The following is a 26126-nucleotide window of genomic DNA, read 5'->3' on the forward strand; positions in this document are numbered from 1 at the left end:
ATTTGATTCTTTCAACTTAATCTAATGGACCAACGCCACGATCTTGATTTTCGTCATCTTTATCCACTTCGTCGTCGAGCTTTTTACCAATAAACAAAGCGAATAAACTAATCAGCAACGCACTCATGCCTACCTTAGTAGTCTTTTTCATCTGGATCACCTACTTGATTCTTTGTCTAAATAATTCTGGGCGTTGAGCAAGTTCTGTATAGAAATGATTACCATTGACGCAGATACCTTCAAATTCACGACCAGTATGGAAAGAGCCAGTATCCAACACACGACCCTTTCTATTTAATTTAAACAAATAATCATTGAAAGCTAAATAAATTTGCTTTCTCTTTTTATCGTAAGCCATACCTTGAACTGGTGAGTTGTTAAACGTGAAATCACCTTTAGCTGCACCGATTTCTTTTGGAATCCAGCTATCGCCATTGCGAGTTACTTCCCAGTATTCGAAACAGTGATCAGTTAAACGGTGATATTCTGCGATAAATGTATGATCATTGATAAACACAGCATTGTGAATGTAACGACCGTCGTTTGCACCATTGTTCCAAATCTTGAAGGACCAGATACGCTTAATGCGCAAGTTCTTCTTGCTGATTTGCATGATTTCTTCTGAATTTGGAGTGTTCTTCAACAAGTGATCATTAGCAATTACATAAAGATACTTCTTGGTTGCGCTGAAAGCTTGACCATGACCTGTCTTAATGTATGGACTAACCTTCACTTGAGAGGCTAAGCGGGTAAATTTATTCCAAGACATCCATGGCAACTTTTGCATAATATAGCGATTAGAAATCTGGTTGAGCTTGTAAGCAACAATGTGTGAACGCATATTATGTGGTGAGCTGTACATAGTTGTGTAAGCTGTACCTATTGAAACAGCCAAACCTTCTGGTACAGGTCCAACTAAACCATTGTGAGTACCACTTTGACTCAAAATTGCTGGTTGATAAAAGAAGTAAAAGTAAGTCTTTAAATGAAATTCGCCACTCTTTAAGGTGTGTGACTTAGTTTCTGGTACGAAGCTCTTGCCCCAGTGACCTGAAGTCTTGAAGTGTTTAAACCAACTAGTAGCACTTCCTGCACCAGGTTGTGGCGTCTTGTCTGCCTTGACAATACCTTCGTTATCATCTGATCTTACTTCAACAGTAACATGAGCCTTGGCCTTACCGTAAGAATAAGTTACTGGATATAAACCTGCTTCATTAGTGGTGATCTTATCTTCAGAAACATTCACCTTACATGGTTTAATTACAGTACCTGACTTATCTGTAGCAAAGTTGATGGCATCCCTAGTTGGAAAATCATAGTTTGGATTCTTTACCAAGCTGATGTCATGAGCAACTGAGATCTTATTTCTCAAAAAAGCGCGTTGATTTACCCAGCCAGCTCTGTGACCATCGATCCAAACATAGTTGTACTTAGTCTTACCGATCTTTCTTTCAGCACTGGCTTGGAAGTTGCCGTGTCTTCTAACATTGTAATTCTTTATACTGATTTATGTTAGGCTTGTAAGCAGTAGCATTTTAATTTTTGTTAATATATTAATTTATATAAGATGCAAATAATAACACTATTAAGTTTTTAAAATATAAAAAAGACGCTACTTTCGTAGCACCCTTTCATTTTATTAATAAATTCTAGTTTTCAACGATCAAATTCTTAAGATCATCTGGTAAGTTAAGTGGAGCATACTTAGCACTAACAATCTTCAATGCTGATTTCTTTACGTATCTCTTCTTGCCAATGTAAACGTATCTAGTCTTACCTTTCTTAACAATCATTGATGACTTGTACTTCTTGCCATACTTAATAGTCTTCTTGCTTGCAGCGAAGGTAATCTTCTTTGACTTCTTACTCTTCTTGTAAGCGTAGTAGATCTTAGCACCCTTCTTTGACTTAGGGGTTACAGTAATACGCGTGGTGCTAGTTAAATCGTTCTAGACAATAAGCCAAATTATAAGCTAAAATTGCAATTTCCAACCGGCTTTGAAAGCCTATCAGACTACGTGCTCGATTGTTCTCGGCATTGTAATAGGTCAGAAGCGAAAAGTCGCTTTCAATTGTTCTGCGAATAGCCATCAATTGATGATCATTGTGCTTTTTAGCTCCTGTCATATTTTTACGATATGGTGTCCAAAGTTCATAACCCATTTGTTTTAGCTGTTGATGCAGTTCTTTGCCTAAATAGCCTTCGTCGCCAAGAAGATAGTAATTAGATGGATGGGTATTTTCTATCAGTTCAACTGTCTCCCTGGCATCATGAACTGATGCCTTTGTTACGACATAATCAAGAATGTAACCGTCATCGCTAACAATAGCATGAACTTTGAAACCATAGAAGTAAATTTTCTTGGTGGCCTTATAACCAATGTTGGCATAACCGCGAAAAATTTTAGCACGATAGTTGCGAATTGGTTGGCAAACAGGTACCGGAAAGCTGTCAATGATCAAGAACTGTCCATTCAGGTCAACCTTTTTATTCATTTCTTGCCGTATCTGATAAATCAATTGCAATAGCTGACGTGAACGCCGATTAAAACGTGAGTGTGATAAACAATTGAAACATTCACAGAATCTTCTTTGTGATTCAATTCCTGTCTTAGCTTGCCAGATAAGTAAAGCCAAAATCAGACTGTCCGTAGTTTTAATTTGATCAATATTTCGCCGATGAGTAAACTCAGCCGGTGCATACAAACGATACCAGTGCCGACAAATTATCACTAAATCTTTAAAACTAACTTGTAAATGGTGGCTAAAACGCTTAAGCTTAAGGCAGTTCAATCAGATCAGACTCTTTTCTTTTTGATACTACAACTTGAGTCTAGTCCGATTGGACTTTTTTATTAACTAAAACGATTTAACTAGCACCACGCGTACAGTAATGTATTGCAAGCTTCTTTTTTTGTAAGCATCTTGAATGGCCTTTACATCGTTGTTTGCTTGTTCAACAAAGGCTGATTCAGTTGGAACATTGCCTGAAGTAGTTACATCAGTTGATGGAATGAAGACAAGGCTGTCTTTACCATTGATTGTTCTATTTTCAATGTAGTACAAAGTTACGGTCTTGTCGCCTTGCTTAGCTTCAGTTGACCATAAAACATTAATGGTTTGACCCTTAGTATAATTTGAATCAATTTGGTCTGTATTGGTTTGATCCTTAGCTACGACAACAAGCTTTGGATTATCACTATTTACAGTAGCTGAAACAGTTCTATGTTTTACACTAACAGTACCAATCTTAGTATTTGAAGATTGAGTGGTGCCTGCGGCATGAACTGGTTGACCCACTGCCATGCCAGTACCAGCAAGACCTGCTGAAAGCATCACAGCAGCTGCTAATGAAGTAAATAATTTTTTAGTTTTCATTTATAAAATCTCCTAAAAACAAAACTCTTATAATTTAATTATAACATTATTTAGGAAATTCCATTAATTACTTACCCGCAAAGAGCTGGCCGATTGTTCCCATATCTTCTGGGGCAATCGTAAAGTCAGTTTGCGGATTTTCAACGATATCATCTGCTTGAACAATTGGCACAATTCTCTTTTGGGCAAAGTAGCGCAAAACTAATTCCATCGTGCTTGTACCATAATGGCCGGCGATTTCGGCCAATGCATCAATATCGCCTGCAACCGAAAGTTCCACTTGCATCTTGTTTTCTCTAGCTAATTTGATTAAAGATCCATCTTCGTAATCCAAATGAATTACGCTGGGCTTAATCTTAGGTGCTTTCAAAATAGCAGCCAAGGTATCACCATTAGCATTGGTTACACCAATATTCTTGAGCCAGCCTTGGATTTTAACTTGTTCTAATTCTTGCCAAAGTTGCTTATTACGTTCGGCGTCATCACTTAAGCGAAGCATAGCCAAATCGGCATGTTTAGCAACCAGATTATTTCTGATTTCTTTCAAATTATTACGCATCTCTTCACGCGTATTAACTTTTTCAGAAACCTGAATTTCCACGTAAGTTTGCGGACTCAGATTTTTAAAATCGATTTTTTTATCCGCAGTGCAATTAAGCAAACGATAGCCTGCCTTCATTGCCTTTGCGACATCTTCATCACTGGTAACAGTGATGCCAACTTTTGGCATCAAGCTACCATCATTCAAAACAACTGCTTCATCTAATAATGACATTAAATCATTTCTCTCCTTAAGCTAATTCAACATAAATTTTGACAGCTTCTTTGACAGTTTGATAAACAGTTGAGACATGCAAAGTATGAGCTAAAAACTTCTCCTTCTCATCCTTTGACATTTCTGAGTCAAAGAAGACTTTTATGTTCATTTCAGTTACGACGGATTTGCCGTGACCTAGACTTTCAGTTTTAGCATTATTTTCTACACGAAAATTTTTCACGTCTAAACCATGTGACTTAGCGACCATTCCTGCGGACATTACGATGCAGGAATTTACGCTACCACATAGATATTCGACCGGGTTAGGACCCTTATCATGTTCCTTATCGTTGTCATCACAGATAAATTCATGCTCACGGGCCTGGTTAGCAATTTGCCATTCTGTGCCTTCAAGCTTGGACTTTACTAAATATTCACTCATAATGTTGATCCTTTCTTCGTAAATTAATGGTGGTCAATTGCTTCGTTTAAACGTTTGCGCCAGATAAAATAAACTAGCAGCATAAATGGAATCAATACTAGTTCTACTGGATAAAACCATTCAATTGGCAACACGCTATCAACTACTCCGCTTAGCATTGGGCCAAAGGCCATCGCAATATCAAGTCCTAAATAAAAGGTAGAACTAGCTAAACCTTGTTCCTCAATCGGAGCAAGTAAAAGTGCGGTTGATTGTAAAACTGAATAAATAATGCCATAGCCCATTGCCATTCCGGCTGCGGCTAAAGCCATTTGCCAATTATTGTTCATCATGGCTAATAAGCTGATATATGCGACGGTTGAGATTAAGCTAATCCAGAACCAAACACCGAAGCGAACAGTATCAAAATAGCGTTTCAACCCAATTCTGATGATCAGCAGTACTACCGCATAGATCAAGAAATATGATCCTACGGCAACAGACAAATGCTTTTGTTCAACATAGGTAACGATATCTGCCTGCGTTACAAAATATGGTGTCGCAAACAAGGTAGTCAAAATCGCTACCGGTAAAACATTCATCTGAATAAGCTTGAAATGCTTTTTAGGCATCTTGCTTTTATCTTTAACAATTGGCTTGGCATGATCACCAACGAATTGGATAGCTATTACCATTAATAATGCGGAAATAGCCGAGGCGATCAAGCTCTCACGATAACCGATTTTTTGATAAATATTAATCGATAATGCCGGTGCCAAAGCCATGGCTAAGGCATTCATCAAACCATAAAAGCCCATTGCTTCGCCCACGTGCTGCCGCGGCACCAAGAATGCCAGCCAAGTTGTCATACAAACGGTACACAAAACATAGCCGGTACCATTGATCAATCTGAATAAAAGCAGCCAAGCACTTGATGGCGTAAAGATATAGCCTAATACACCAATTAAAATCAAAACACCGCCAATAAAAGATAGACGATATTTTGAAAACTTATCTGTCAAATTGCCGGCAATAGGACGCAAAAACATTGCGGCAACGCTCATAATACCTACGATTACACCGGCAAAGGCGCTGCTTGCCCCTAAGTTCTTGGCATAGCCATTGATCAACGGATTAACGAACATCGTACTAAACATAAAGAAGAAAGATGCTGCCATCACTAATACAACATCTTTGGTATAAATAGATTTTTTCTTTGCCAAATTAATGCCCCATTTCTTTGGCTTAATTATACAACTATCGGCAAAACCTATTTAGCAATCTTCAAAACTACTGTAAAGACGATGTCATCACCTTTGTGACTGACACTGATTCGACCATGAAAGGCTTCGACTAATTCGCGAGCCATGGACAAACCAATGCCGAATCCACCTTTCTTAGAATTATGTGATTCATCTTCACGATAAAAACGGTCGAAGAAGTGACTGTAATCTTCGTTTTTTCCTTCTTTATATGTATTGCTTACCCGTAAAACGGCATTTTTACTTAAAGCACTTTTACTCAGTTCAACTCTAACCTTGCCGTTAGGATCACAATATTTTCTAGCATTATCAAGTAGGATATTAATTACTTCGTTCAAAGAATGTTTTTCCGCCACTACATTGAGGCCTTGGCGAATCGAAACTTGATAAACATAGTGATTCTGCTTCATCACAGATTTGAAATCCTGGGTAGCATCTTCAACTAGTTTAGAAAAATCAACCTTGCTTAATGTGATTTCACCGGTTTCACCAGCCCGTGCCATTGAAATCAGCCGGTTAATCAGTTTAGTCAGTTTTTCTACCTGCTCCTTGGTACTTTCGTTCCATTCGGAGTTATTGCCCAGCATCTCTTCCATCTCAGTGTTGGCCGAAATGACCGCAACTGGAGTTTTCAATTCATGTCCAGCATTTGTAATAAATTCCTGTTGCTTATGGTAGTTATCAACGATCGGTTTAATTGCCCGACCAGAAACCAAGATCAAAACTACGGCAAAGACGATCAGTGAACCGATCCCCAGTACCACGGCCACTCTAAATAACAGCCAGAAACGGTTGTAAATTAGCGTTTCGTTTAAAAATACGACCATTGTTTGACCGACGGAGTTTTTGGCAACCCTGTAAGCATATTGATTTCGACCTACATCTACGCTGCCTGAATCTTGATGGTCAGATAAAGCCTTTCTTGTAATGCTTTTAATTTTCGTACTGTTAACCTGATAAACATTATTATCGTTAACTACGGTCACACGGTGTGACGCATCCACTGTCACTGCAAAATAGCGGTATTGATACACAGCTTCAGGATTATATGGCCCACCTAAGAAATTACGGTTGATGGGATCATTTTGATTGCCAAAGGCCGCATGTGCATTACGTGGTGATAAGTGACCCGCATTTTTGACCAAGGCAGTTAATACGCGGTCAACTTCATTCTTACTTTGCACTCGCGTGATCCCGACAAGACCGCCCAGAGTGATTAACAAAACCAGCAGCAATGCAGCAACGGAAGTCCCGATGAACTTCCAACGGAATTTTTGAATCATCTAATCACCTACTTAACTAATTCATAACTACCACCTTTTTCGCCTTCAATTTTAACTGTGCTACCGATTGACCGCAGTTTTTGGCGTAAATATGAAACATAAACCCAGACTACTTCTGGATTGGCATCTTCGTCGTTCTTCCAGACGCGATTAAAAATATCTTCGGTTGATAATTCTTTATTTTCATTTAGCAAAAAATAATTCATCAATTGGGTCTCGGGGCCGCTTAATTGAATGGAATTATGACTGGCCAGGTTTTGTTGTTCAACGTTAAGTGTTACATCCCCCACAGTCAATAAATTAGGAGTGTAATCATCTTCGCGCCGTTCTTTTGAACGCAATCTCGCAAGAAGCTCTTTTAATGAAAATGGCTTAGTAATATAGTCATCGGCACCACTATCAAGGCCAGTTACGCGGTCGTCAACTTCGGCTTTAGCGGTAAGCATCAAAATATAAGTCTTATCGCCGCTTTCTCTGATCTTCTTCAGCGCAGTAATACCGTCCATTACTGGCATCATGATGTCCAAAATGATCACATCGTAGGAATTGGCTTTAGCATGTTCTACTGCCTTCAATCCATTATCGACGGGATCAACTTCATAGCCGGATTTCTCCATCGCTACCGTTAAAACACGCAATAGCTGAGGTTCATCTTCTGCTACTAAAATTTTCATTAACTAGTCCCCTTCCTTGATTAACTGACGAATCGTCTGCATGCTTACATCACAAGAAGCAAGCTCGTCAGCTACTCGTTTTAATTCTTTCCCGATCATCTCAGGATTCTTGATCTGATGTTTATATTTCATTTCATGTTCAAGACTTGCCCAAGTGTCCATAGCAATTGTTCTTAGCTGCACTTCAACAAAATAATGACCTGGAATATTGCCGTCGACATCTTCGTCGGGTACGGTAATTTCAAGAATCATATGATATGAACGATAACCATTAGGCTTAGCGTTAGTAATATAGTCTTTTTCGTTATAAACACTTACATCATCCCAACTCTTGATGTAGTCAATACAGGTATAAATGTCATCAATAAAGTTGCAGACAACACGCAAGCCGATACTGTCACGCACTTCACGCAAAGCCGAGTGTGCATTCAATGGATAATGCTTTCTGGTACATTTTTCTTCCATGCTAGCTTCACTTTTTACACGGCCATTTAAGTGTTCATATAAACGCTCATGATGAACTTTTTGGTAATTGTTGTTTAATTCATCAAAACGATTCATTAGCTGGTTAAGTATCTTATCCAGTGTGGGGGCGTATTTTCCGTAAATATTCAACATTAGTCCCTTCTTTCGTTTATATCAATTATACCAATGCTTTTTGACTTTTCTTTGAAGGTAACAGGAATTTATAAAATCATAACTTGAACTAAAATTCTTTTAAAATTACAAAAAAAAGACACTTACCAATGAGATTCATTGATAAATGTCTTATTAACTTATCTAGGCAACTTTGAAGTCATTGAAATAATATCGGAAACTTTAACTGCGCCTTCTGGATCAAAGTCACTGTTAAATTCGGCACCACCGGTTAAGTAATAAATGCCATTGTATTTCATTACATATGGGTCAATGAAACTGACATATCTATTCTTTTGGACATTGAATGTCTTGTTTGTGACTCCATAATAGAAATCTGTTTGATAGTAGCGAGCACCCTTTTTTACTTTTGCATAAAGTGAGAAATCCATTGGGTGATCAGGACCGGTTAATTTATCAACCATTCTCTGATACTTCTTGTAGGTTGTGGAAGTACTGAAGTTATCAAGCTTTACGTCACTAGCCTTAACGAAGTAAGTATTCTTTTCTTGAACCATGAAGTAATATTGGCCTTTGATTTTTACAATCAGTGTAGCGAAGATACCAATATTATTACCCTTCTTGATGCTTCTGCCAGTTTGATACAAACGAATCTTGTTAACGTTGAAGCTTGCTCCTTCACCAATTTTAGTCGAGCTTTGGTAAACAGGAGTAGTTCTTTTAGCAACTAAAGAACTCTTTCTTTTATCGTAATCAAGCATTTGGGCATACTTAGCAAGCTTTTTATCTTTATTAATTGAAGCTTGTGTAGCAGAAGAATCGTAGCCCTTCTTATTCTTAATGTTTGGCGTATTTGCTTCCATGTAATCATTAAGATTTAACTTAGTAACAGTACCGCCTTGATCATACTTGTTAGATGCTTTTTCTTTAAAAGTATAAAGAATTAAGTCACGATCATGGTTAGCCCACATTACATCATGAGAATTATCATCATATTGCTGTCTTGCCGCAGTTAAAATCTTGGTGCGATCATATGGACTTAAGAAGTTTGGATAAGCAACCTTAATCTTTTCGACCTGCATACTTTGTTCAATGTGGTTTAATTGCCAAATTGCAAAGTTAACGGCATTACCAGTTGATGAAGTGGAAGCACTGATTTGTTTTGTCTGAGCAACAGCTTGGTCATAATCTTTTTTAACTGAACTTGCGGCACTCTTGTATTTCGCACTTGCTTGAACTTTTTCAGCATTGGCAATTGCGTCAGTTAAACTAGACTTTTCGCTACTTGTAGCAGCATTGTGTCCAGCTTCTGCTTCAGCTGCAGTATTAGCTGGTTCTGGTGCCACACCTTGAGTCAAATTAACATCTGAAGCTTTAACAAATAGTGCGCCTGTTGGTGTACGCTTGCTATCCTTACCAATGTTGCCACCATCAGTAGTTAAGTTTATTTGATTTGCACCGCTACCCACGTAGTAGAACAATTCCGCCTTATTATCTTTAGCATTCCACAAGTAATATGCTCCACCTATTGTGAAAGTTTGGTAGTGGAATGACTTAAAACCAGGGAACATATCTTGCCCATTGACATCGTAGTAGCTAGTACCATTGTTAGCAGAACCTACCTCAGCATTCTTAGGCATTGCTTGTGGAGTAAATAATTTGTCAAAAGTATTGCCATTTTGCACTTGGCTAAGCAAAGTACCGTTGTCATCTTCTAGATAGTGATCAGTACCTACGATGTGGTAGTACTCTTGTGGCACACCATCATCAATCCAGTCACCACCAGGAATTGCACCATGTCCATCGGCCGTGATGATCGTGCCTTTCTTAACAACAGTATCGCCGGCTTGACCTTTGCTATTTAGAACACGGGTATCTCTATTAACTCTTACCCTAACGTTTTGGTCTGTTAAGAGCAGACTATTACTGATGGCACCGATGTTGGAAAGATTGATGTAGCCACCATTACCTACATTTGCGTATTGCTTACCTTTAATCTTGGTAGTTTGAAGGTAAACTTTGCCATCTCTGGTATTGAAGTAATAATGCGTTTTTTCATCAGTTGTTTGAATTGGAAAACTAGGAGTGGCGCCCTTCTTGAAGTAAGCAGTCTTGCCCTTAAATTTGTAAATTCTTTGACCTTTTTTGTTATAGACGTAAGAATTTTTTCTGAAATATACTTTTCGACTTTGAGAAGTAGCGGCTTGTACTATATTTGTTTGTGGAATTTCTACAGCAGAAACGGTGGAGATACCCATCAACACTGCGGCAGAAATTAAAGCCATTTTCTTGTTAAATTTCATTGTTATTACCTCTTGGAATATGCATTTACTTATAAATCAATTATATCAAGATAAGTTATTATTACGTTAAAAAGGCACCTATCGATAAATTTCATCGATAGATGTCTATTTTGGTTAATCTATTCTTCCTTCAATTCAAAATGGCTACCATTTTCGTCAACTATGCCAATAACTTCGGCCTTTTTGTCTCCTACTTCCATCTCGCCCATTCGAATCTCACCGTAACCTTTTTCTTCATCGGTTACTTCAATATCATCAAAGGCATTACGCAACAATTTACGTGCAATCTTGCTTTTAATGCGAACTTCCTTCGATTTTTTCACAGCGGCATCCAATGTGTAGCCAGCATCAAGTTGATCTTTAATAAAGGCAATCAAATAAACTGTCGCTAAACTATAATGACGCACGCCAGATTTTTCAGTAACTGGCTTGATGTAGCCCTTTTGTTCCCAATATCTAAGTTGACGTTGCGACACACCTAGGCTGCTGCTTACGCCACCTATACCTATTTCTAGATTTTCAAAAAGTTGATGTATTTTCTTTTTCTTTGTGTTTTCCATATTTATCAGCCTCACTAATTATTTTTTATTATATTAATTCATGTTAAATTTTTCAACTTACGTGTCATATTTTATATCATATTTGTAAGATTATTTGACATTAATAAAAATTGGGCTTATAGTAATCAACGATTCTTAATTTTCACAAAAGGGGGATGACACATGAATAAACAACCTGTCGATATTCATGGAAAACAATACAATCGTAACTTATTGGTACTAGTATTGATCATCGGCTCATTTTGTACGGTATTAAATGGTACGCTTTTGTCTACTGCTCTACCTTCAATTATGAGAGATTTCAAAATTAGTACAGCCACTGCAGAATGGCTTTCCACCGCATTCTTATTAGTTAACGGTGTAATGATTCCTATTTCTGCTTGGCTAATCAACCGTTTCGGTTCTAAAAAGATGTATTTGACTGCAATGTCTACTTTCTTCATCGGAACTGTTATTGCAGCAATTGCACCTAACTTTCAAACACTTTTAGCCGGAAGAATCATCCAAGGTCTTGGTGTCGGCGTTACCATGCCGCTACTTCAGACCATCATGCTTTCAATCTTCCCAGCTGATAAACGTGGTGCCGCTATGGGGACGGTCGGCATCGTTATCGGTTTGGCTCCTGCTATTGGGCCAACATTATCTGGTTGGGTAGTCGACAATCTTTCCTGGCGTTACCTTTTCAGCATTATTGCTCCAATTGCCGGAATTGTTGTAATCCTTGCTGCCTTTTTAGTAAAAGACGTTTTGCCAACTAAGGATGAAAAAATCGATGTCTTTTCAGTTGCCACTTCAACTATCGGATTCGGTTCTCTACTATATGGTTTTTCAGAAGCTGGTAATAAAGGTTGGACAAATCCTGAAATTTTAGCCTTTATTTTTGTTGGTATCATCTTCGTAATTCTCTTTGGTATTCGCCAATTGAAGATGGATGATCCATTTCTTGATATTAGAGTATTCAAGCACTTCGAATTCTCACTTGCTGCTATTCTTTCAGGTGTTACTAACCTAGCCATGGTTGGAATCGAAATGGTTTTGCCACTTTATATTCAAAACTTACGTGGTGAATCCGCATTTCACTCTGGCTTGATCTTACTTCCAGGTGCTTTGATGATTGGGATTATGTCACCAATTACTGGTCGAATCTTTGACCGTTATGGTGCAAGAAAAATGGCCATTACTGGTATGACACTTCTTACTTTGGGAACTATTCCATTCGTATTTTTAACTGAGAATAGTTCATTCTTAATGATTATTATTCTCTACGCAATCAGAATGGTTGGTGTTGCTCTGGTTATGATGAACGTTACTACTTCAGGGATGAACTCACTTCCATTAGATAAGATTTCTCACGGTACCGCCGTTAACAACACCTTTAGACAGGTATTATCATCAATTGGTACTGCCATCCTTGTTTCAGTATTGACTACAACTACTAACAACAATATGCCAGCCAAGTCAATGCTTAAGACGTTGCCACTTCAATATAAGAATGGTGCAATTAATGCGACACTTGATGGTTTCCATGCCTCATTTGCAATTAGTATTCTCTTTGCATTGATCGCCTTAGTTCTTTCATTCTTCTTGAAGAAAGGTAATCGTGCACGTGAACGTTCAGAGAAGGTGGACAGCTAATGATTTTAATTATCTTAATTCTGGCAGTTATTGCCTTTATCTATTTCAATGTAATTCCTAAAAAGGGTTATATGCCGCTTGCGATTATTTCACTACTCATCGCAGTATTGAGTATCGCTGGAATCGTAGCTCACGACTACAATCACTATGGTATGAATACCCAAACTACCACTGTTAAAAAAGAGCTCGTCTCTTCTGCATCCCCACAATCGTCAATCCTTTTATACCAATCACTTGGCAACGGTACAGAAAAAATCTACCTATATAAAACAAAAAATACAGATAAGAAGCCTACCCCAATTAAAACCGATAAAACTCACGCTAGTGTGAAAAATGCAGATAAGCCTTCAATGACAATCAAGACTGAACGCTACGTTTTCAGTAATGGCTGGAATCAATTCTTGTTTGGCTGGTTTGGTCACAATAATGAGTTGAAGCATCGTGAATATACTTTCAATGTGCCAAAGAATTGGAAGGTTTTATCAATTAAACAAGCTAAGTCTTTGCAAAAGCAAATGGCTAAACGTGCTGCGATGATGAAGAAGATGCAGCAAATGAAACAAGCGCAAATGAAAAAGTAAACAAAAAGCGCAATTCCTTAATTGGAACTGCGTTTTTTCTATACTAAAATCTAAGCTCTGGGCGATAGCCAACATAATGATGCAAAATGTAATCCGAATCTTCTTTCAAATCCCAATAATCGATATTATTAGAAAACATCATAACCGTTTCCTTCGTCTTGTAATTGGCGATAAAGCACGAATTATAACCGGGGATGCTTCCATTGCCGGCGATCACATTATTATGGAAATATACGCCGCCAAAATAGGCCACCTCTTCATGCTGAGTCTGTTGAGAAAAAGTATTGATCATCTTAGGATTCTTTAGCACTGCCTGATTTATAAACTTCCAATAATCTTTTGGCGACATGAATAAGTTCCCTGCTCCAAAATCAGAAGACGTAGTTACTGTAACCTCATGCCAGCTAACATTATTTATAGGCTGAGGCACCTCATTTTTGGCAACCTCAGAAAAATCCTTAATTTGTCTAAGGTTAAGTGGCCCCGCAAAAGTCTGTTTAATATAGTCATTGTAGCTCAGATGCGTCTGCTTACTAATAATTGCTGCTAACAATTCATAGTCAATGTCTTGATAGTCCCAAGTGTGAAGGTGGTCGTACTTGATGTGCTTGAGCATGAAAGCAGTCTGCTCCTTTTCACCTTTTAGCGGCGAATCTGGCCGGGCATTATTGATTACTAGTGTGGTTGAGCAATTCACGGACCGTTATGCTCTTGCTACCCGGAATTTGAGGATAATACGTGGATAGCGACGTATTCCAATCAAGTTGGCCTGTTTGCCTTAATTTATAAATAGCAGTCCCAGTCATGATCTTTTGCAAAGAAGCAATTGGAAACAAGCGATTAGCTTCGACCACTTTTTCTTTATTCGAAGTTTCTTTGTTTTTCACCACAACGGGCTGGCCTTTTTTACCGCTAACCAGGGCTACACCATTGATGTGGTGCCACTTCATGTAGTCCTTAACCTGCGTGGGCAGATCCTTATCGCCGGTCTCTACCCTATCTACCGACCAAGTAAACATCGCTGTGACAACACCGATTGCCAAAACTCCACCTAGTAAAATTCTTCTCCAACGCATGATTTTTCCCTTCCACTCAAGACTTTTTATATGTTTAGTATACATGTCACAGCAAAACATACTAATCTAGTGTTGGATGATTACTCGACGGAGTAGTCGTTCAACACTTTTTCTTTTACTATGTAAAGTGGAGATGAAGCCAATGCCGTGCGTCTTTTGGACACATGATGTCGTAAGCAAAACTGGCAGCTTCACCATTCAATTTAGAATCTCGTCTAAGTATGTTGGCTGTTAAAGTCCGGTTGAGAAAATTAGATCTGATTGAATTGGGTGAAGGTAGCTCATCTCCAAGTAAAGCGGAGGTTTATTCTTATGGATTTATTGAAAACTGTTTTCGGTATTGATGTTAGCAGCCGGAAGTCTAACGTATGCATTATGGTCAATGGCCAAAAAGTTAATGACTATGCCATCTCCAACGATATGGTAGGCTTCAATCAGCTGCTAGATGACCTTAAACAGGTTACCAACCCGCAAATTATCTTTGAAGCAACTGGCGTCTACTCCAGAAGACTCCAGGCGTTTTTGAACATGCACGAATTACGCTATGTCATGATGAACCCACTGGAAGCCAAAAGAAAGACAAAGGATGACCTGCACCAGAACAAGACCGATAAGCTTGATGCAATGTATCTCGCCAAGCTGCAATCTGAGCACCCGCAACGGCTGGCCTATGTTCAAAGCGAAGAATATCAAGAATTGATGGCCAACAACCGCATCTACGAGCAGGCTTCGCACGATCTGATAACCAACAAGAATAGACTGCACAAAGCCATTCAGCTTACTTTCCCAGAGATCGAACACGTGATGGCTACTCCAAGAGGAAAAAACTACTGGAGTATTGTTCTCAGATTCCCGCACCCTGATATCGTATTAGAAACAAAAGAAGCCGATATCATCGACTTCTTAAAGAGCTTATCTGGTATTGGTAAGAAACGTGCTAACGATATAATGCAAAAGCTTATTCGTTTAGCTAAAGTCGCATGCCCAGCTGTCAAAAAAGACAGTGCTTATGTTCATGGCCTCAAAATAGCTATTAACAACATCCTAAGCGCTGAAGAAGAGTGCCAGACTGCTTTACAGGAGATGGCTAAGCTGGCTCCTAAGCGGGATCTGGAGATCCTCACAAGCATTCCAGGCATCGGCGAAAACACTGCCTTGAGAATTATTAGTGAGCTCGGAGATATCAGACGCTTTAAAAACCCTAACCAATTAAATGCCTTCGTTGGCGTTGACCCTCAAGTTTATGAATCTGGCAACCTCACGGCCCACCTGTCAATTTCAAAGCGTGGGACAGCTATCGGCAGAAAGGTGCTGTACTTGGCAATCAACCAAATTCAATCGGCCAAGAAAGCAGGCAACCCTTGCCATATTGCGGATTATTACGAGAAACGAAAACGGTCTTCTGAGACTGCAAGTCACAAGAAGGCCGCTATCGCATCGATCCATAAATTATTACGGACGATCTTCGCTTTAATTAAGAATGATCAATTATATAGCTATGACGTAGCCAAACATAACCAAAGACTTTTGTCATAAAAATTGATCCAATAGATATTATAACAGCCTCTTTTTTGAAATTACAGAAGGCAGGCTGTATTTTTCATGCCCTAAAGTCAGATATTTGACTTGATTCTCCGGAGGCTCCATTCAAATTAGGCTCTTATTTCAAAATAAAATTACCTAAAATCGTTGATAATACTTGACTTAGAGTAGAAAAAAGAGGCGTTAATTTTTACTATTCCTGCAAAAATCACCCTCGAAAAAGCCAAAGGCAATCTATAAATAAGCCAAAAATAATATTTTAAAAATCCTTAACCTATTCTAATGAAAAAATTCGATACAATATTAATTATGATTTTTCAATTTAGAAAGTGGGAAAGAAAGTGACCCAAAAAAGAGCCATCACTCCTTGGTCGATTTTTATTGTTTGTTGTTTTATTTCAATGATTGGCTTTGGCCTGATTGTTAATACTATCGGTCTGTTCTTTGGGCCGATCAGCCAGGAATTTCATGTTGGCCGTGCCAGCGTAGCCTTGATGACTACCCTGCAGAACGCAGCTGCCGCTATTTCACTCCTTTTTGCAGGAAAAGTTATGAAGAAAGTAAACTTGCGCTGGTTACTAACTGCATGTTTCAGCATAATCGCCATCAGTATGTTAACGCTCGCTGCAGCTCACAGCTTAACGCATTTTTACATTGCTTGGATCATCATTGGTATTTGTCAGCCAATTGCAATTACTTTATCAATTCCCGTTCTTTTAAGTAATTGGTTTAACCAAAAACTCGGCACAGTAATGGGTATTTCTCTGGGCCTATCCGCATTCGGTGGAACCATTTTTAACCCGATTATCGCAGATATCATTACTAAATTCGGCTGGCGTGGCGGCTTTATCGCAGAAGGTCTTTTAATTGGCTTGATCTTAATGCCACTTGCTGCTTCAATTAGACCTAACCCTGATGAAAAGCACCCTGCTTACGGCACAACGACTAAGTCTGAATCAAATTCACTCTTAAACGGCATTACGCTTAAAGAAGCACTTCATCAACCAGTCTTTTATGCCTTAGCCTTTGCGATGTTAGCTTTGCAATTTGTGTCGGGAAGCGTTCAGCATATTTCAGGCCACATTACTAATTTAGGAATTTCACCAGTTTTAGCAGCTAGTGTGGTATCCGGTGTAATGATCGGTGCAGCTGTTGGTAAAATTTCCATTGGTTATTTCTTGGATAAATTAAGTCCAATTTTAGTATTGTTGGTCTACTCACTTTTTGGCATTTTAGGTTGGAGTGGCCAAATCTTCTTGACTAACAGTACCCTGCTGACTATCTCTGCTTTTATTCTTGGTTTAGGTCAAGGTGTCTGCCTAGTGGCTCTACCATACTTAATCCAAAAGCAATTTGGCGAAAAAGATTATAGTAATATTTTGTCCGTAATCAACATGCTGGGAGCATTCGCAATGTCGCTATCAGTATACTTGGTAGGTCTATTCTTCGACCAAACCCATTCTTACAACTTAGGATGGACAATTAACGTAATTGCCTATATTCTAAGTTTTATTGCAATCTTTATTACCTTAAGAAAAAAGGCATAAAGCAAAATAAAACCATGGCTCGGTATGAGTCATGGTTTTTCTTTCATTCAAATTTCCAGTTAACTACACGCTTGAACTTTTCAAATGGAAGTAACGTAATTTGACCTAAGTCATTACCTTCTGCAGGTGGACATTGTGCCTCAAAAGTAATCCCATCATATTGGCCAATATTACTTGCAATGCCAATATGGTTAAAGTGATTGCCGGCATAAAGAACTAGCGCTGGTGCGTTAGTTCTCACCGTCAACTTATGCTTTCTAGAACTCAACGTTGCAGCTGGATTATTGCCATTCAAGATAAACGGATGGTCAATCCCATTGCGCAACTTAATTTGTGCATCATCGCTGGTGAGTGCATCCCCAATTCGCTTAGTCTTTCTAAAATCAAAGGCAGTACCAGCCACCTGCTCCATGCCGTGATTAGGCAAGCCGCTTTCATCAACTGGCAAGTAGTAATCTGCATTCAGCTGCAAATCCAGATCTTCGGCACGCTCGCCCAAGTTGAAGTAAGTGTGATTTACCGGATTGAAAATCGTCAGCTTATCACTGACTGCTTCTAATGAATAATGCAAAGTATTGTCATTATCCAATTCGTATCTAGCATGCAACTTCAAGTTGCCTGGATAATCGTTATGACCATCAGGATCAAATAAAGTTAAGTCTACTCTGCTATGTTTTTTATCACACGATGGTCTAAAATTCCAAACTTGCATGTCAGTGCCGACACCACCATGAATATGATTTTCACCATCATTTAGTGGCAATTGATGAATCTCATTGCCATGCTTCCATTGGCCTGCTCTAACGCGGCCAGCAATCCGACCAACGCTGCCACCTAAAAAATTACGCTCTTTAGAATAATCTGCTGGCTTTTTCAATGACAAAATCATGTTTTCGCTATCGACTAGCACCTTTTCTAAGGTTGCACCATAATTTAAAACTTGGGCGACCATGCCATGATCATTTTCAAGGGTAATCTCACACAGGTCCTTGTTATTTTTTCGCCCATATTTTACAAAACTAGTTTTCATTTTTAATCCACATCTTCAGTCAAAGCTGTAATAAATTTATCCCAGCCTTTTTCACCATCTTCAGTATTCTTGAAGACACCTGCATCTTGCAAAACTTGTTCAAAGACTTCTACCAAGGCCTTTTCCATAATTTGATTTACATTATCCGCGGTAATCTTTTCTTTTACCTTAACTTGATCGGCCCATTCCTTGTGACTATCGGCCATCTTGTTGTCCTTACCAAGCCAGTACTTCTTAACTTCTTCAAGTTCGCTCTTAAGACGACCTGGCAAAATAGCACGTCCCATAACTTCAATTAAGCCAATATTTTCTTTCTTAATGTGCCACAACTGCTTATGTGGGTGGAAAATACCCAGTGGATAATCCTTATTAGTATTATTATCACGCAGTACCAAATCAAGCACAAAGCTCTTACCCTCACGGTGCATAATAGGAGTTACCGTATGATGACGCGTTTCTCCATCAAAGGCCTTAATATCACGATCAGCATCAGAATATTGATCCCAGAACTTAATAATTTTGCTACCAAGATCGATTAGATTAAGTGAATTATTACTAATAAGGCGCAAATCACTCATTGGCCAATCAACAATCCCAGCCTTAACATCTGGATATTCATTAAAGACAACAGATTTCTTAATCTTAGCCTTCATCATTGGGAAGGTATGACGACCACCTTGATAGTGCTCATGAGCTAACATTGAGCCACCAACAATTGGTAAATCAGCATTTGAACCAACAAAGTAATGTGGGAAAGTCTTTTCAATTTCAACTAAGTTAATCAAAGTCTGCTGGTTAATAACCATGGGAATATGCTTTTGATCCAAGAAAATACAATGCTCATTGAAGTAAGCATATGGTGAATATTGGAAGCCCCAAGGACGACCAGCAATATTCATGCGAATAATTCTCAAATTAGAACGAGCATTTTTACCATAGCCACCTAAGTAGCCTTCGTTTTCAAGGCAAAGAGCACATTGTGGGTATTTTTTGCCAGTTGCATGAGCCGCTGCCGCAATAGCCTTTGGATCTTTTTCTGGCTTAGATAAATTAATCGTAATTTCAAGACCATGTCCTTTAGAACTAGTACCTGAGAAAACTACATTCTTGGCAATAGCTTCTTTTTTAACGTAATTGTTATTTACACAAAGCTTATAGAACCAATCAGTTGCCTTTTCAGATGATCTTTCCATCTTTTGCCAAAAGATCTCGTTAGTCTTGGATGGAGTTGGCGTTGCTAGATCATACAATTGATCATTTAATACTTCACGTGAAGTAACATCGTCTGGAATTTTTTCATTTTCTACGGCAATATCAACTAATTGTTTTACAGCTGGTTGATCATTTTCTTCTTCATCATGGTCGCCAACTAAGCCGCGAATCTTGTTAATGACATAAACGCGATCAAGTGGCTGATAGGCACCGCTATTAATTATTTCATCTGCAAATTTTTCAATAACTTTCATATCTTATCCTTCCAAAACTAATTAAATTCTCTTGGTACCGTCAACGATTTTGGCATCGTAGAAGCTTGCGTCATAACCGATCTTGTCGCGGTAAATCTTACCAACGTTCTTCTTGAAGTTCTCTGCTTCACTCTTTTTAACAATGGCAATTGCACTACCACCGAAGCCGCCGCCGATCATTCTGGCACCTAAAACTCCAGGTTGCTTCCAAGAAGCTTCAGCTAAAGTATCAAGTTCCTTACCAGTTACTTCATAATCGTAATGTAGTGAAATGTGGGAAGCATTAATCAAACGACCCAGTTTTTCCAAGTCGCCATCTTTCATGGCTTTAGTAGCACGTAAAGTTCTTTGATTTTCACTAACGGCATGACGAGCACGCTTTAGCTCTGTCTCATTATCAATAAGGTAAGAATATTCATCGAAAGTGTCGTTATCTAACTCACCTAGAGCCTTAATATCAAGCTTTTGTTGTAATTTCTTAACTGCATCATGACATTCGCGAACACGGTCATTATATGCAGAATCAGCTAAAGTATGTGGCTTGTTAGTGGCCATGATAATAATTTCATATTCGCCTAAAGCAAGTGGCATGTATTCATATTTCAAAGTATTGCAATCGAGGAAAATGGCACTATCTTTTTTGCCCATAATGCAGGCAAATTGATCCATAATACCTGAGTTCAAGCCTACAAATTCATTTTCGGTTCTTTGACCCATCTTAACTAATGCAATCCGATCAATATCTAAGTTGAATTCATCTTTTAAGATAATCCCCATCAACATTTCGATGGCAGCACTTGATGATAAGCCTGAGCCTGATGGTAAGTTGGCTTTAATATACAGGTTAAAGCCATGATTGATGTTGTCGTATTTTTCACGTAAGTAAGTGATCATGCCTTTAAAGTAGTTAGCCCAGAAACGATCGTCCTTCTCTACAGTGGTATCATCAATATCAAATTCGACGATATCACCATCAACGTTGCCTGAGAAAAGACGTACTTTCTTGTCTTCTCTTGGACCATAAACGCCATAAACACCTAAGCTAATTGCGGCTGGGAAAACATGCCCACCATTATAGTCGGTGTGTTCACCAATAACGTTAATTCTACCTGGTGAGAAGAATACATCTTGTCCCTTTTCACCAAAAGTTTTTTCGTATTCAGTAAGTAATTCTTCTTTATTCATTGTTTGTACCTCAAATTTGTTCTGTAATCGTTTTCAGCTACTAGTATATCTCTTTCACTTCTTTTTAGTAAATAGTTTACTAGAATAAATAAAATGTTTAATTATGTGAACTAAAAAAGCCAGACGTTTGTCTGCAAAAAAATAGCCTTAGCTCACACTAAGACCATTTTGCTTATTAAAATTTTCTTTCACCATGTTGGTAAACTTGTTTATCAGCTTGTTCAACTGCAGATACATCTTTTAACGGATTATCTTTCAGCACTAAGAAATCTGCATATTTTCCTACTTCTAAAGAACCGTAATCTTGATCAATCTTAAGCAATTCCGCAGATCCTAAACCAGCCGCGCGAAGTGCTTGATAATTGCTAGCACCAGCTTTAGTTAATTCGGTAAGTTCTTTAGCCGTATCTTTAAGTGGATTCATGAAAGTACCAGCAGCGATTGTTGAGAAGTTCATGAACAAGGTTGAAAAGATATGATGAGCTTGACCTAACATGTTTTGCGTATCGTTAATAGTCCAGGTCATCCCGAAGATGGCACCCCAAATTGATGTTGGGTGAATACCAAACCATTGAAGCAAACCCCAAGTAAATTGTGATACAAAGGCAAAGGCGTTAGTCTTTGAAATTGCTAAGGCTGGGGCTTGCAAAATTGATAGGAATAATGCTGGCATTGTTTTACCAGTACATGCTGTGCTGAGTCCAATTAAAATAATGAAGACACCAAAAGTAATTGAGCCAGGAATCAATGATGAGAAACTTTGGGCAACTGCAGGTGGAACTGAGTCTGGCAATTTAATTGTAAAGTTTCTTTGCATCAATTTGTTGTAAAGCCATACAGCACAACCACTAATTAAAATTGCGGCGAACACACCTTGAGTACCCAAATATTGAATATCAATATAATTCAATACATTGATTGTTCTCTTAGTGTTTGGAATAGCATATTGGAAGTTCCATGGAATTGAGATAAAGAATGCTGCAAGTCCAAATAGAACATCTGTCATGTGCTCTGTTCTGTCTCTAAAGAATCTGGTTGAGACTTCCCAACTGAAAATTACTACTAGAAGCAAAGCGAAAAAAGTTTAATATACCGTTAGAAACCAAAGCGATTAAGTTTGCTACAGTTTGCAGTCCATGTTCAAACCCACTTTGTTGCCATTGCTGCTCGTTTTATTGTATAGACGATATCATATGGCTGAACATTTAAGACTTCTGTGATTTTTAGAATTACTTGCCCTACTTCAAAATCAAGCAATTTCAATTTGTACTTTTTAAGATTGATTAATTCCAATTGATTTGAATCTACTGTAGCATGCATTAAATTACGTTCCTTTACATAAGTGCCTGCACCTTGGATTCGATAGATTAGGCCTTGGCTTTCCAACTCTTTCATAGCATTACGAACCGTGATGCGACTAACATTGTATGATCTTGCTAGATCGAATTCTTTAGGAAGTTGATCATTAGGTTGATATTCCCCTGTTTCAATCTCATGTTTTAGCTTTTCTGCGATTGCTAAATATTTAGGCGTATCTTTCATATTCTCATCTCAATTCATGATTTGTTATATCATACCGTATGATTTTTATTTTGGTTTACAAAAAAAGAGATAGGTATTCAACCTATCCCTAATCTTCGTTTTTTCTTATCTATTCATAATCAACCAATTCTGAAAGTGGATATCTAGTAGTTGTAATCTCATCTTCAGCCTTTGGATCGTGCTTACCAATCGCAATTGCCATTACTGGTACGTATTGCTTAGGATCAAGTCCCATCACGGCTGCAGCCTTTTTAGTATCATAACCTGCCATCGCATTAGTGTCATAACCATGCTCACGTGCAATCAACATAAATTGCATGGCAGCAAGTGAAGAATCAACCATCGAATCAGCAACTAACATTTCTTGTGGTGCCTTTTCATATAGTGGCATGAATGTATTTAAAGCCGCTTCCATTGCTTCCTTAGTTACTTTCTTTTCTTCATACATGCTGTGCCATAATTGACTGTATTTCTTGAAAGCCAACGTGTTACCGAAGAATAGGACTATGGCAGAGCTATTATCAACTTGCGGGAAGTTAAAAGGCATAAAGTATTGGTGCAGCTTCTCTCTACCCTCTTTTGTATCAACAACTATGAATTTCCAGGCTTGCAAATTGCATGCGGAAGGAGCAGTGATAGTTTCTTCCAGCATTTCATTCATTTCTTCATGACTAATTTTTATGGATGGATCAAATCTACGTACTGAATGTCTTTCAGTCAAAATTTTATGAAAATCATTATTTACTATACTCATTTTTTAAGCCTCCATCGTTATTTCTTATCGCTTACATCATTAGTATAAAGCATATTAGTCATAATGTCGCTCTATTATTGAAAAAGGCGTAAACAAAAAGGATAAATAACTCCCTTTATTATCTAGATATGTACTATAATAATATTAGATTTAGCTAATGAAAGTTAGCTATTTCGATGACTACATCTTCATCTCTTGATATAGTCACGTTTTTCCAAACATCCTAGTGCATTGGAAATAATGATGCACTTGTTCGCGTATAAAAAGACCACTGATTTATTCCGTCGGTGGTCTTTTTATTTATACTATATTCACAGTTAAGTGATATTATTACACTTTAACCATTGTTTAAGCTCTATTCTTGAAATGTCATTCACCCTCTTGCCATCCAAGACAAGCGTGTCAGGCAACAATTTTCTCAACTCTTCCACGCCACGTTCTGGGGTACTCAAAAAGGAAGTTAGAAATTTCGCCTAGCTTCCTTATTTATTGATCTAAATTCGAGGGAAAGAAATAGGATTTGTTACTTGGTTAAGACTTGGACATCCCATCCTTTCATTGAACTCTTAGCTTTTTCACCAGTTAAGATGTCTTCATAATCCGCAAATTTATTTGGCAATTCTCTTTCTTCATTGCTCATGTTAAGCACGAAGTAAAGTTCCTTGCCATCTGCTGTGACACGCTTAGTTACTTCAAGCTTATGGCTGTCGCAAACTAATGATTCAACTCCAGTTTCAAGCACAATGTGGTTGAACAATTGTGTCAAACCTTGGTGACCTAACTTGGTTCCAACGTACCAAGCCTTGCCTTTGCCATAATCATTTTCAGTAATCGCAGCAGTGCCAGCGTAAAACTCATCAGCGTAGCTTGCCAAAACTTTCGCCTTATTTGGATGAATCAAATCACACATTAAGCTAGTTTCGTATTCCTTGTCATCCATCTTAACTCTAACTTTTTGACCTGGAACCATTGCGTCGCTTTCTTCAACCCAGATGCCGGTGACATCTTTCAATGGACCAGGATAGCCACCAAGGTAAACATTGTCAGTTGAATCAACCATACCTGACATGTAGGTAGTAACGAAGTGGCCGCCCTTTTCAACATAGCTGTTGATCTTTTCAGCTAAACCTGCTTTAACCATGTAAAGCACTGGTGCAACAACCAAGTCATAGTTACTAAAGTCATCATCAACACCAATAATATCGGTTGGAATATTGCGTTCATAAAATTGACGGTAGTAGTCCAAAATTGAGTCAACATAATTCAAATCTTGAGTAATGCCATCAACATATTCGTATGACCAGAAGTTGCTCCAGTCAAAGACGATGGCTACCTTTGCTTCAGTCTTAGAACCTAAGATTGTTGGACCAGCCTTCTTTAATTTTTGACCTAAATCAGTCAATTCACGAAAGACTCTAGTATCTGTTCTTTGTGAGTGAGCAATAACTGCGCTGTGAAATTTTTCAGAGCCACCCACTGCTTGCTTTAACTGGAAGAACTGAACGGTATCGGCACCGTGAGCAACGGCTTGAAGTTCAGTTGCGGCCATTTGACCAGGACGTTTCAATGGACTGTATGGCTGCCAGTTAACTTGTGAAGGTGCAGATTCCATCAACATAAATGGTTGATGCTTCAAGCTTCTCATTAAGTCATACAAGAATGCTGGTTTGTAAGTAGGAGCATCATAAGTTGGATAACTATCGTAAGAAATGATGTCTTGGTCTTTAGCCCACTTTTGATAGTCAATCATCTTGTTTGGCAGACTGTGGAAGTTTGTAGTTACAGGCGTTTCAGGATCATACTTTTGGATAATCGCCTTTTCCATCTTGAAGAGGTTTTGCAAACTTTCTGATTGGAAGCGCAAGTAATCAATTGAAAGTCCAGCAACAATAGTTTCGCTTCCTTCTGGACCCCAGGCATCCCCCAACTCGTTTGGAACAACAATTTCATCCCAGTCATAAATCGTGTGACTCCAAACATTCATGTTCCAAGCCTTGTTGAGCGCACCCAAGGTCTTGTATTTGTTTCTCAACCAGTCACGGAAGGAGTTTTGACAATTTCCACAGTAGCAGTTGCCACCGTATTCATTGTTCACGTGCCAAACTACGATATGCGGATTGTCAGCGTAGTGCTGGGCCAATTTTTCAACTAACTCACTATCCAGTCTTTGATAATTCTTGCTGTTCGGACAGAAATTGTGCCGCTGACCAAAGACGTGACGTCTGCCTTGGTAATCAACTCTTGCGATATCCGGATACTTTTTAAACATCCAGGCTGGCATTGCGGCTGTTGCCGTACCCATCACAATATCAAAGTTTGCATCAGATAATTCTTGAACGATCTTGTCTAATTTAGAAAAGTCATAGACTCCTTCTCTAGGTTCAAGAACTGCCCAAGAGAAAATATTAATTGTAGCTGAATTTAAATCTGCCTTTTTAAAGACCTTAATGTCTTCAGGCCATGTTTCTTCTGTCCATTGATCGGGATTGTAGTCTCCACCATAAAGAAAACGTGATAATGTTTTTGTCATTTT

General features: G+C 38.5%; 23 protein-coding genes and 2 pseudogenes. 4 read left to right on the top strand and 21 right to left on the bottom strand.

Features of this window, described 5'->3' with window-relative positions; all coding sequences use genetic code 11:
* Positions 1-16: 16 nt before the first annotated feature.
* The 13 genes and pseudogenes from LA20531_RS11820 to LA20531_RS02375 all read right to left on the bottom strand — a co-directional run bounded on the left by LA20531_RS11820 (position 17) and on the right by LA20531_RS02375 (position 11235).
* Positions 17-151: a hypothetical protein gene (locus LA20531_RS11820; RefSeq protein ID WP_099202235.1), complete on the bottom strand. Its 135-nt coding sequence runs from the start codon at positions 149-151 to the stop codon at positions 17-19.
* Positions 152-160: 9 nt separating this feature from the next.
* On the bottom strand, positions 161-1372 hold the full coding sequence (locus tag LA20531_RS02320) for a bacterial Ig-like domain-containing protein (protein WP_236704198.1): 1212 nt from the start codon (positions 1370-1372) through the stop codon (positions 161-163).
* Positions 1373-1649: 277 nt separating this feature from the next.
* Positions 1650-1925 (bottom strand): annotated as a pseudogene (locus LA20531_RS02325) (hypothetical protein); the annotation flags it as partial.
* Between the two features lie 10 nt (positions 1926-1935).
* Positions 1936-2793, bottom strand: a complete 858-nt coding sequence (locus LA20531_RS02330) for an IS982 family transposase (protein WP_005727342.1) — start codon at positions 2791-2793, stop codon at positions 1936-1938.
* 66 nt (positions 2794-2859) lie between these two features.
* Entirely contained in the window at positions 2860-3378 is a 519-nt protein-coding gene (locus tag LA20531_RS02335) for a hypothetical protein (protein WP_236704185.1), read from the bottom strand.
* Positions 3379-3445: 67 nt separating this feature from the next.
* Complete coding sequence (locus LA20531_RS02340; protein WP_056940581.1) at positions 3446-4153, bottom strand: aldo/keto reductase; 708 nt, start codon at positions 4151-4153, stop codon at positions 3446-3448.
* A gap of 16 nt (positions 4154-4169) precedes the next feature.
* Entirely contained in the window at positions 4170-4577 is a 408-nt protein-coding gene (locus LA20531_RS02345) for an OsmC family protein (RefSeq protein ID WP_056940582.1), read from the bottom strand.
* 23 nt (positions 4578-4600) lie between these two features.
* Complete coding sequence (locus LA20531_RS02350; RefSeq protein ID WP_056940583.1) at positions 4601-5779, bottom strand: MFS transporter; 1179 nt, start codon at positions 5777-5779, stop codon at positions 4601-4603.
* Between the two features lie 47 nt (positions 5780-5826).
* Positions 5827-7101, bottom strand: coding sequence for a sensor histidine kinase (locus LA20531_RS02355; protein ID WP_056940584.1), 1275 nt, complete (start codon positions 7099-7101; stop codon positions 5827-5829).
* An 8-nt stretch (positions 7102-7109) separates the two neighbouring features.
* On the bottom strand, positions 7110-7775 hold the full coding sequence (locus LA20531_RS02360) for a response regulator transcription factor (RefSeq protein ID WP_056940585.1): 666 nt from the start codon (positions 7773-7775) through the stop codon (positions 7110-7112).
* Positions 7776-7778: 3 nt separating this feature from the next.
* Entirely contained in the window at positions 7779-8390 is a 612-nt protein-coding gene (locus LA20531_RS02365; protein WP_288291066.1) for a GTP pyrophosphokinase, read from the bottom strand.
* 161 nt (positions 8391-8551) lie between these two features.
* Positions 8552-10675, bottom strand: a complete 2124-nt coding sequence (locus LA20531_RS02370; RefSeq protein ID WP_056940587.1) for an SLAP domain-containing protein — start codon at positions 10673-10675, stop codon at positions 8552-8554.
* Positions 10676-10794: 119 nt separating this feature from the next.
* Positions 10795-11235 (bottom strand): MerR family transcriptional regulator, encoded by a 441-nt coding sequence (locus LA20531_RS02375; protein WP_056940588.1) that lies wholly within the window; start codon positions 11233-11235, stop codon positions 10795-10797.
* A gap of 162 nt (positions 11236-11397) precedes the next feature.
* On the opposite strand from LA20531_RS02375, the gene LA20531_RS02380 reads away from it, so the two are divergent.
* Positions 11398-12870, top strand: coding sequence for an MDR family MFS transporter (locus LA20531_RS02380; protein WP_056940589.1), 1473 nt, complete (start codon positions 11398-11400; stop codon positions 12868-12870).
* Complete coding sequence (locus tag LA20531_RS02385; protein WP_056940590.1) at positions 12870-13451, top strand: DUF4811 domain-containing protein; 582 nt, start codon at positions 12870-12872, stop codon at positions 13449-13451. Before LA20531_RS02380 ends, LA20531_RS02385 begins: the two co-directional genes overlap by 1 nt.
* A gap of 43 nt (positions 13452-13494) precedes the next feature.
* Here LA20531_RS02385 and LA20531_RS02390 read toward each other — a convergent pair.
* Positions 13495-14470, bottom strand: a pseudogene (locus LA20531_RS02390) (serine hydrolase domain-containing protein).
* A gap of 369 nt (positions 14471-14839) precedes the next feature.
* Between LA20531_RS02390 and LA20531_RS02395 the strand changes: the two are divergent.
* Both LA20531_RS02395 and LA20531_RS02400 read left to right on the top strand, forming a co-directional pair.
* Positions 14840-16063 (top strand): IS110 family RNA-guided transposase, encoded by a 1224-nt coding sequence (locus tag LA20531_RS02395; protein ID WP_069168716.1) that lies wholly within the window; start codon positions 14840-14842, stop codon positions 16061-16063.
* Between the two features lie 347 nt (positions 16064-16410).
* Entirely contained in the window at positions 16411-17616 is a 1206-nt protein-coding gene (locus LA20531_RS02400; RefSeq protein ID WP_056940498.1) for an MFS transporter, read from the top strand.
* Between the two features lie 43 nt (positions 17617-17659).
* On the opposite strand, the gene LA20531_RS02405 is transcribed toward LA20531_RS02400, so the two are convergent.
* The 7 genes from LA20531_RS02405 to LA20531_RS02440 form a co-directional block, all read right to left on the bottom strand.
* Positions 17660-18646, bottom strand: a complete 987-nt coding sequence (locus LA20531_RS02405) for an aldose epimerase family protein (RefSeq protein WP_056940499.1) — start codon at positions 18644-18646, stop codon at positions 17660-17662.
* 2 nt (positions 18647-18648) lie between these two features.
* Positions 18649-20112, bottom strand: a complete 1464-nt coding sequence (locus tag LA20531_RS02410; protein ID WP_056940500.1) for a UDP-glucose--hexose-1-phosphate uridylyltransferase — start codon at positions 20110-20112, stop codon at positions 18649-18651.
* Between the two features lie 21 nt (positions 20113-20133).
* Positions 20134-21297: a galactokinase gene (locus LA20531_RS02415; RefSeq protein ID WP_056940501.1), complete on the bottom strand. Its 1164-nt coding sequence runs from the start codon at positions 21295-21297 to the stop codon at positions 20134-20136.
* A 175-nt stretch (positions 21298-21472) separates the two neighbouring features.
* On the bottom strand, positions 21473-22369 hold the full coding sequence (locus LA20531_RS02420; protein ID WP_082589041.1) for a PTS transporter subunit EIIC: 897 nt from the start codon (positions 22367-22369) through the stop codon (positions 21473-21475).
* A gap of 68 nt (positions 22370-22437) precedes the next feature.
* A complete protein-coding gene (locus tag LA20531_RS02430; protein WP_236704180.1) occupies positions 22438-22839 on the bottom strand; it encodes a GntR family transcriptional regulator in 402 nt (133 codons plus the stop codon).
* 109 nt (positions 22840-22948) lie between these two features.
* A complete protein-coding gene (locus tag LA20531_RS02435) occupies positions 22949-23593 on the bottom strand; it encodes a nitroreductase family protein (protein WP_056940503.1) in 645 nt (214 codons plus the stop codon).
* A 523-nt stretch (positions 23594-24116) separates the two neighbouring features.
* On the bottom strand, positions 24117-26123 hold the full coding sequence (locus LA20531_RS02440; protein ID WP_056940504.1) for a beta-galactosidase: 2007 nt from the start codon (positions 26121-26123) through the stop codon (positions 24117-24119).
* Positions 26124-26126: the final 3 nt, after the last annotated feature.

The organism is Lactobacillus amylovorus DSM 20531, assembly GCF_002706375.1.
Classification (GTDB): Bacteria; Bacillota; Bacilli; order Lactobacillales; family Lactobacillaceae; genus Lactobacillus; species Lactobacillus amylovorus.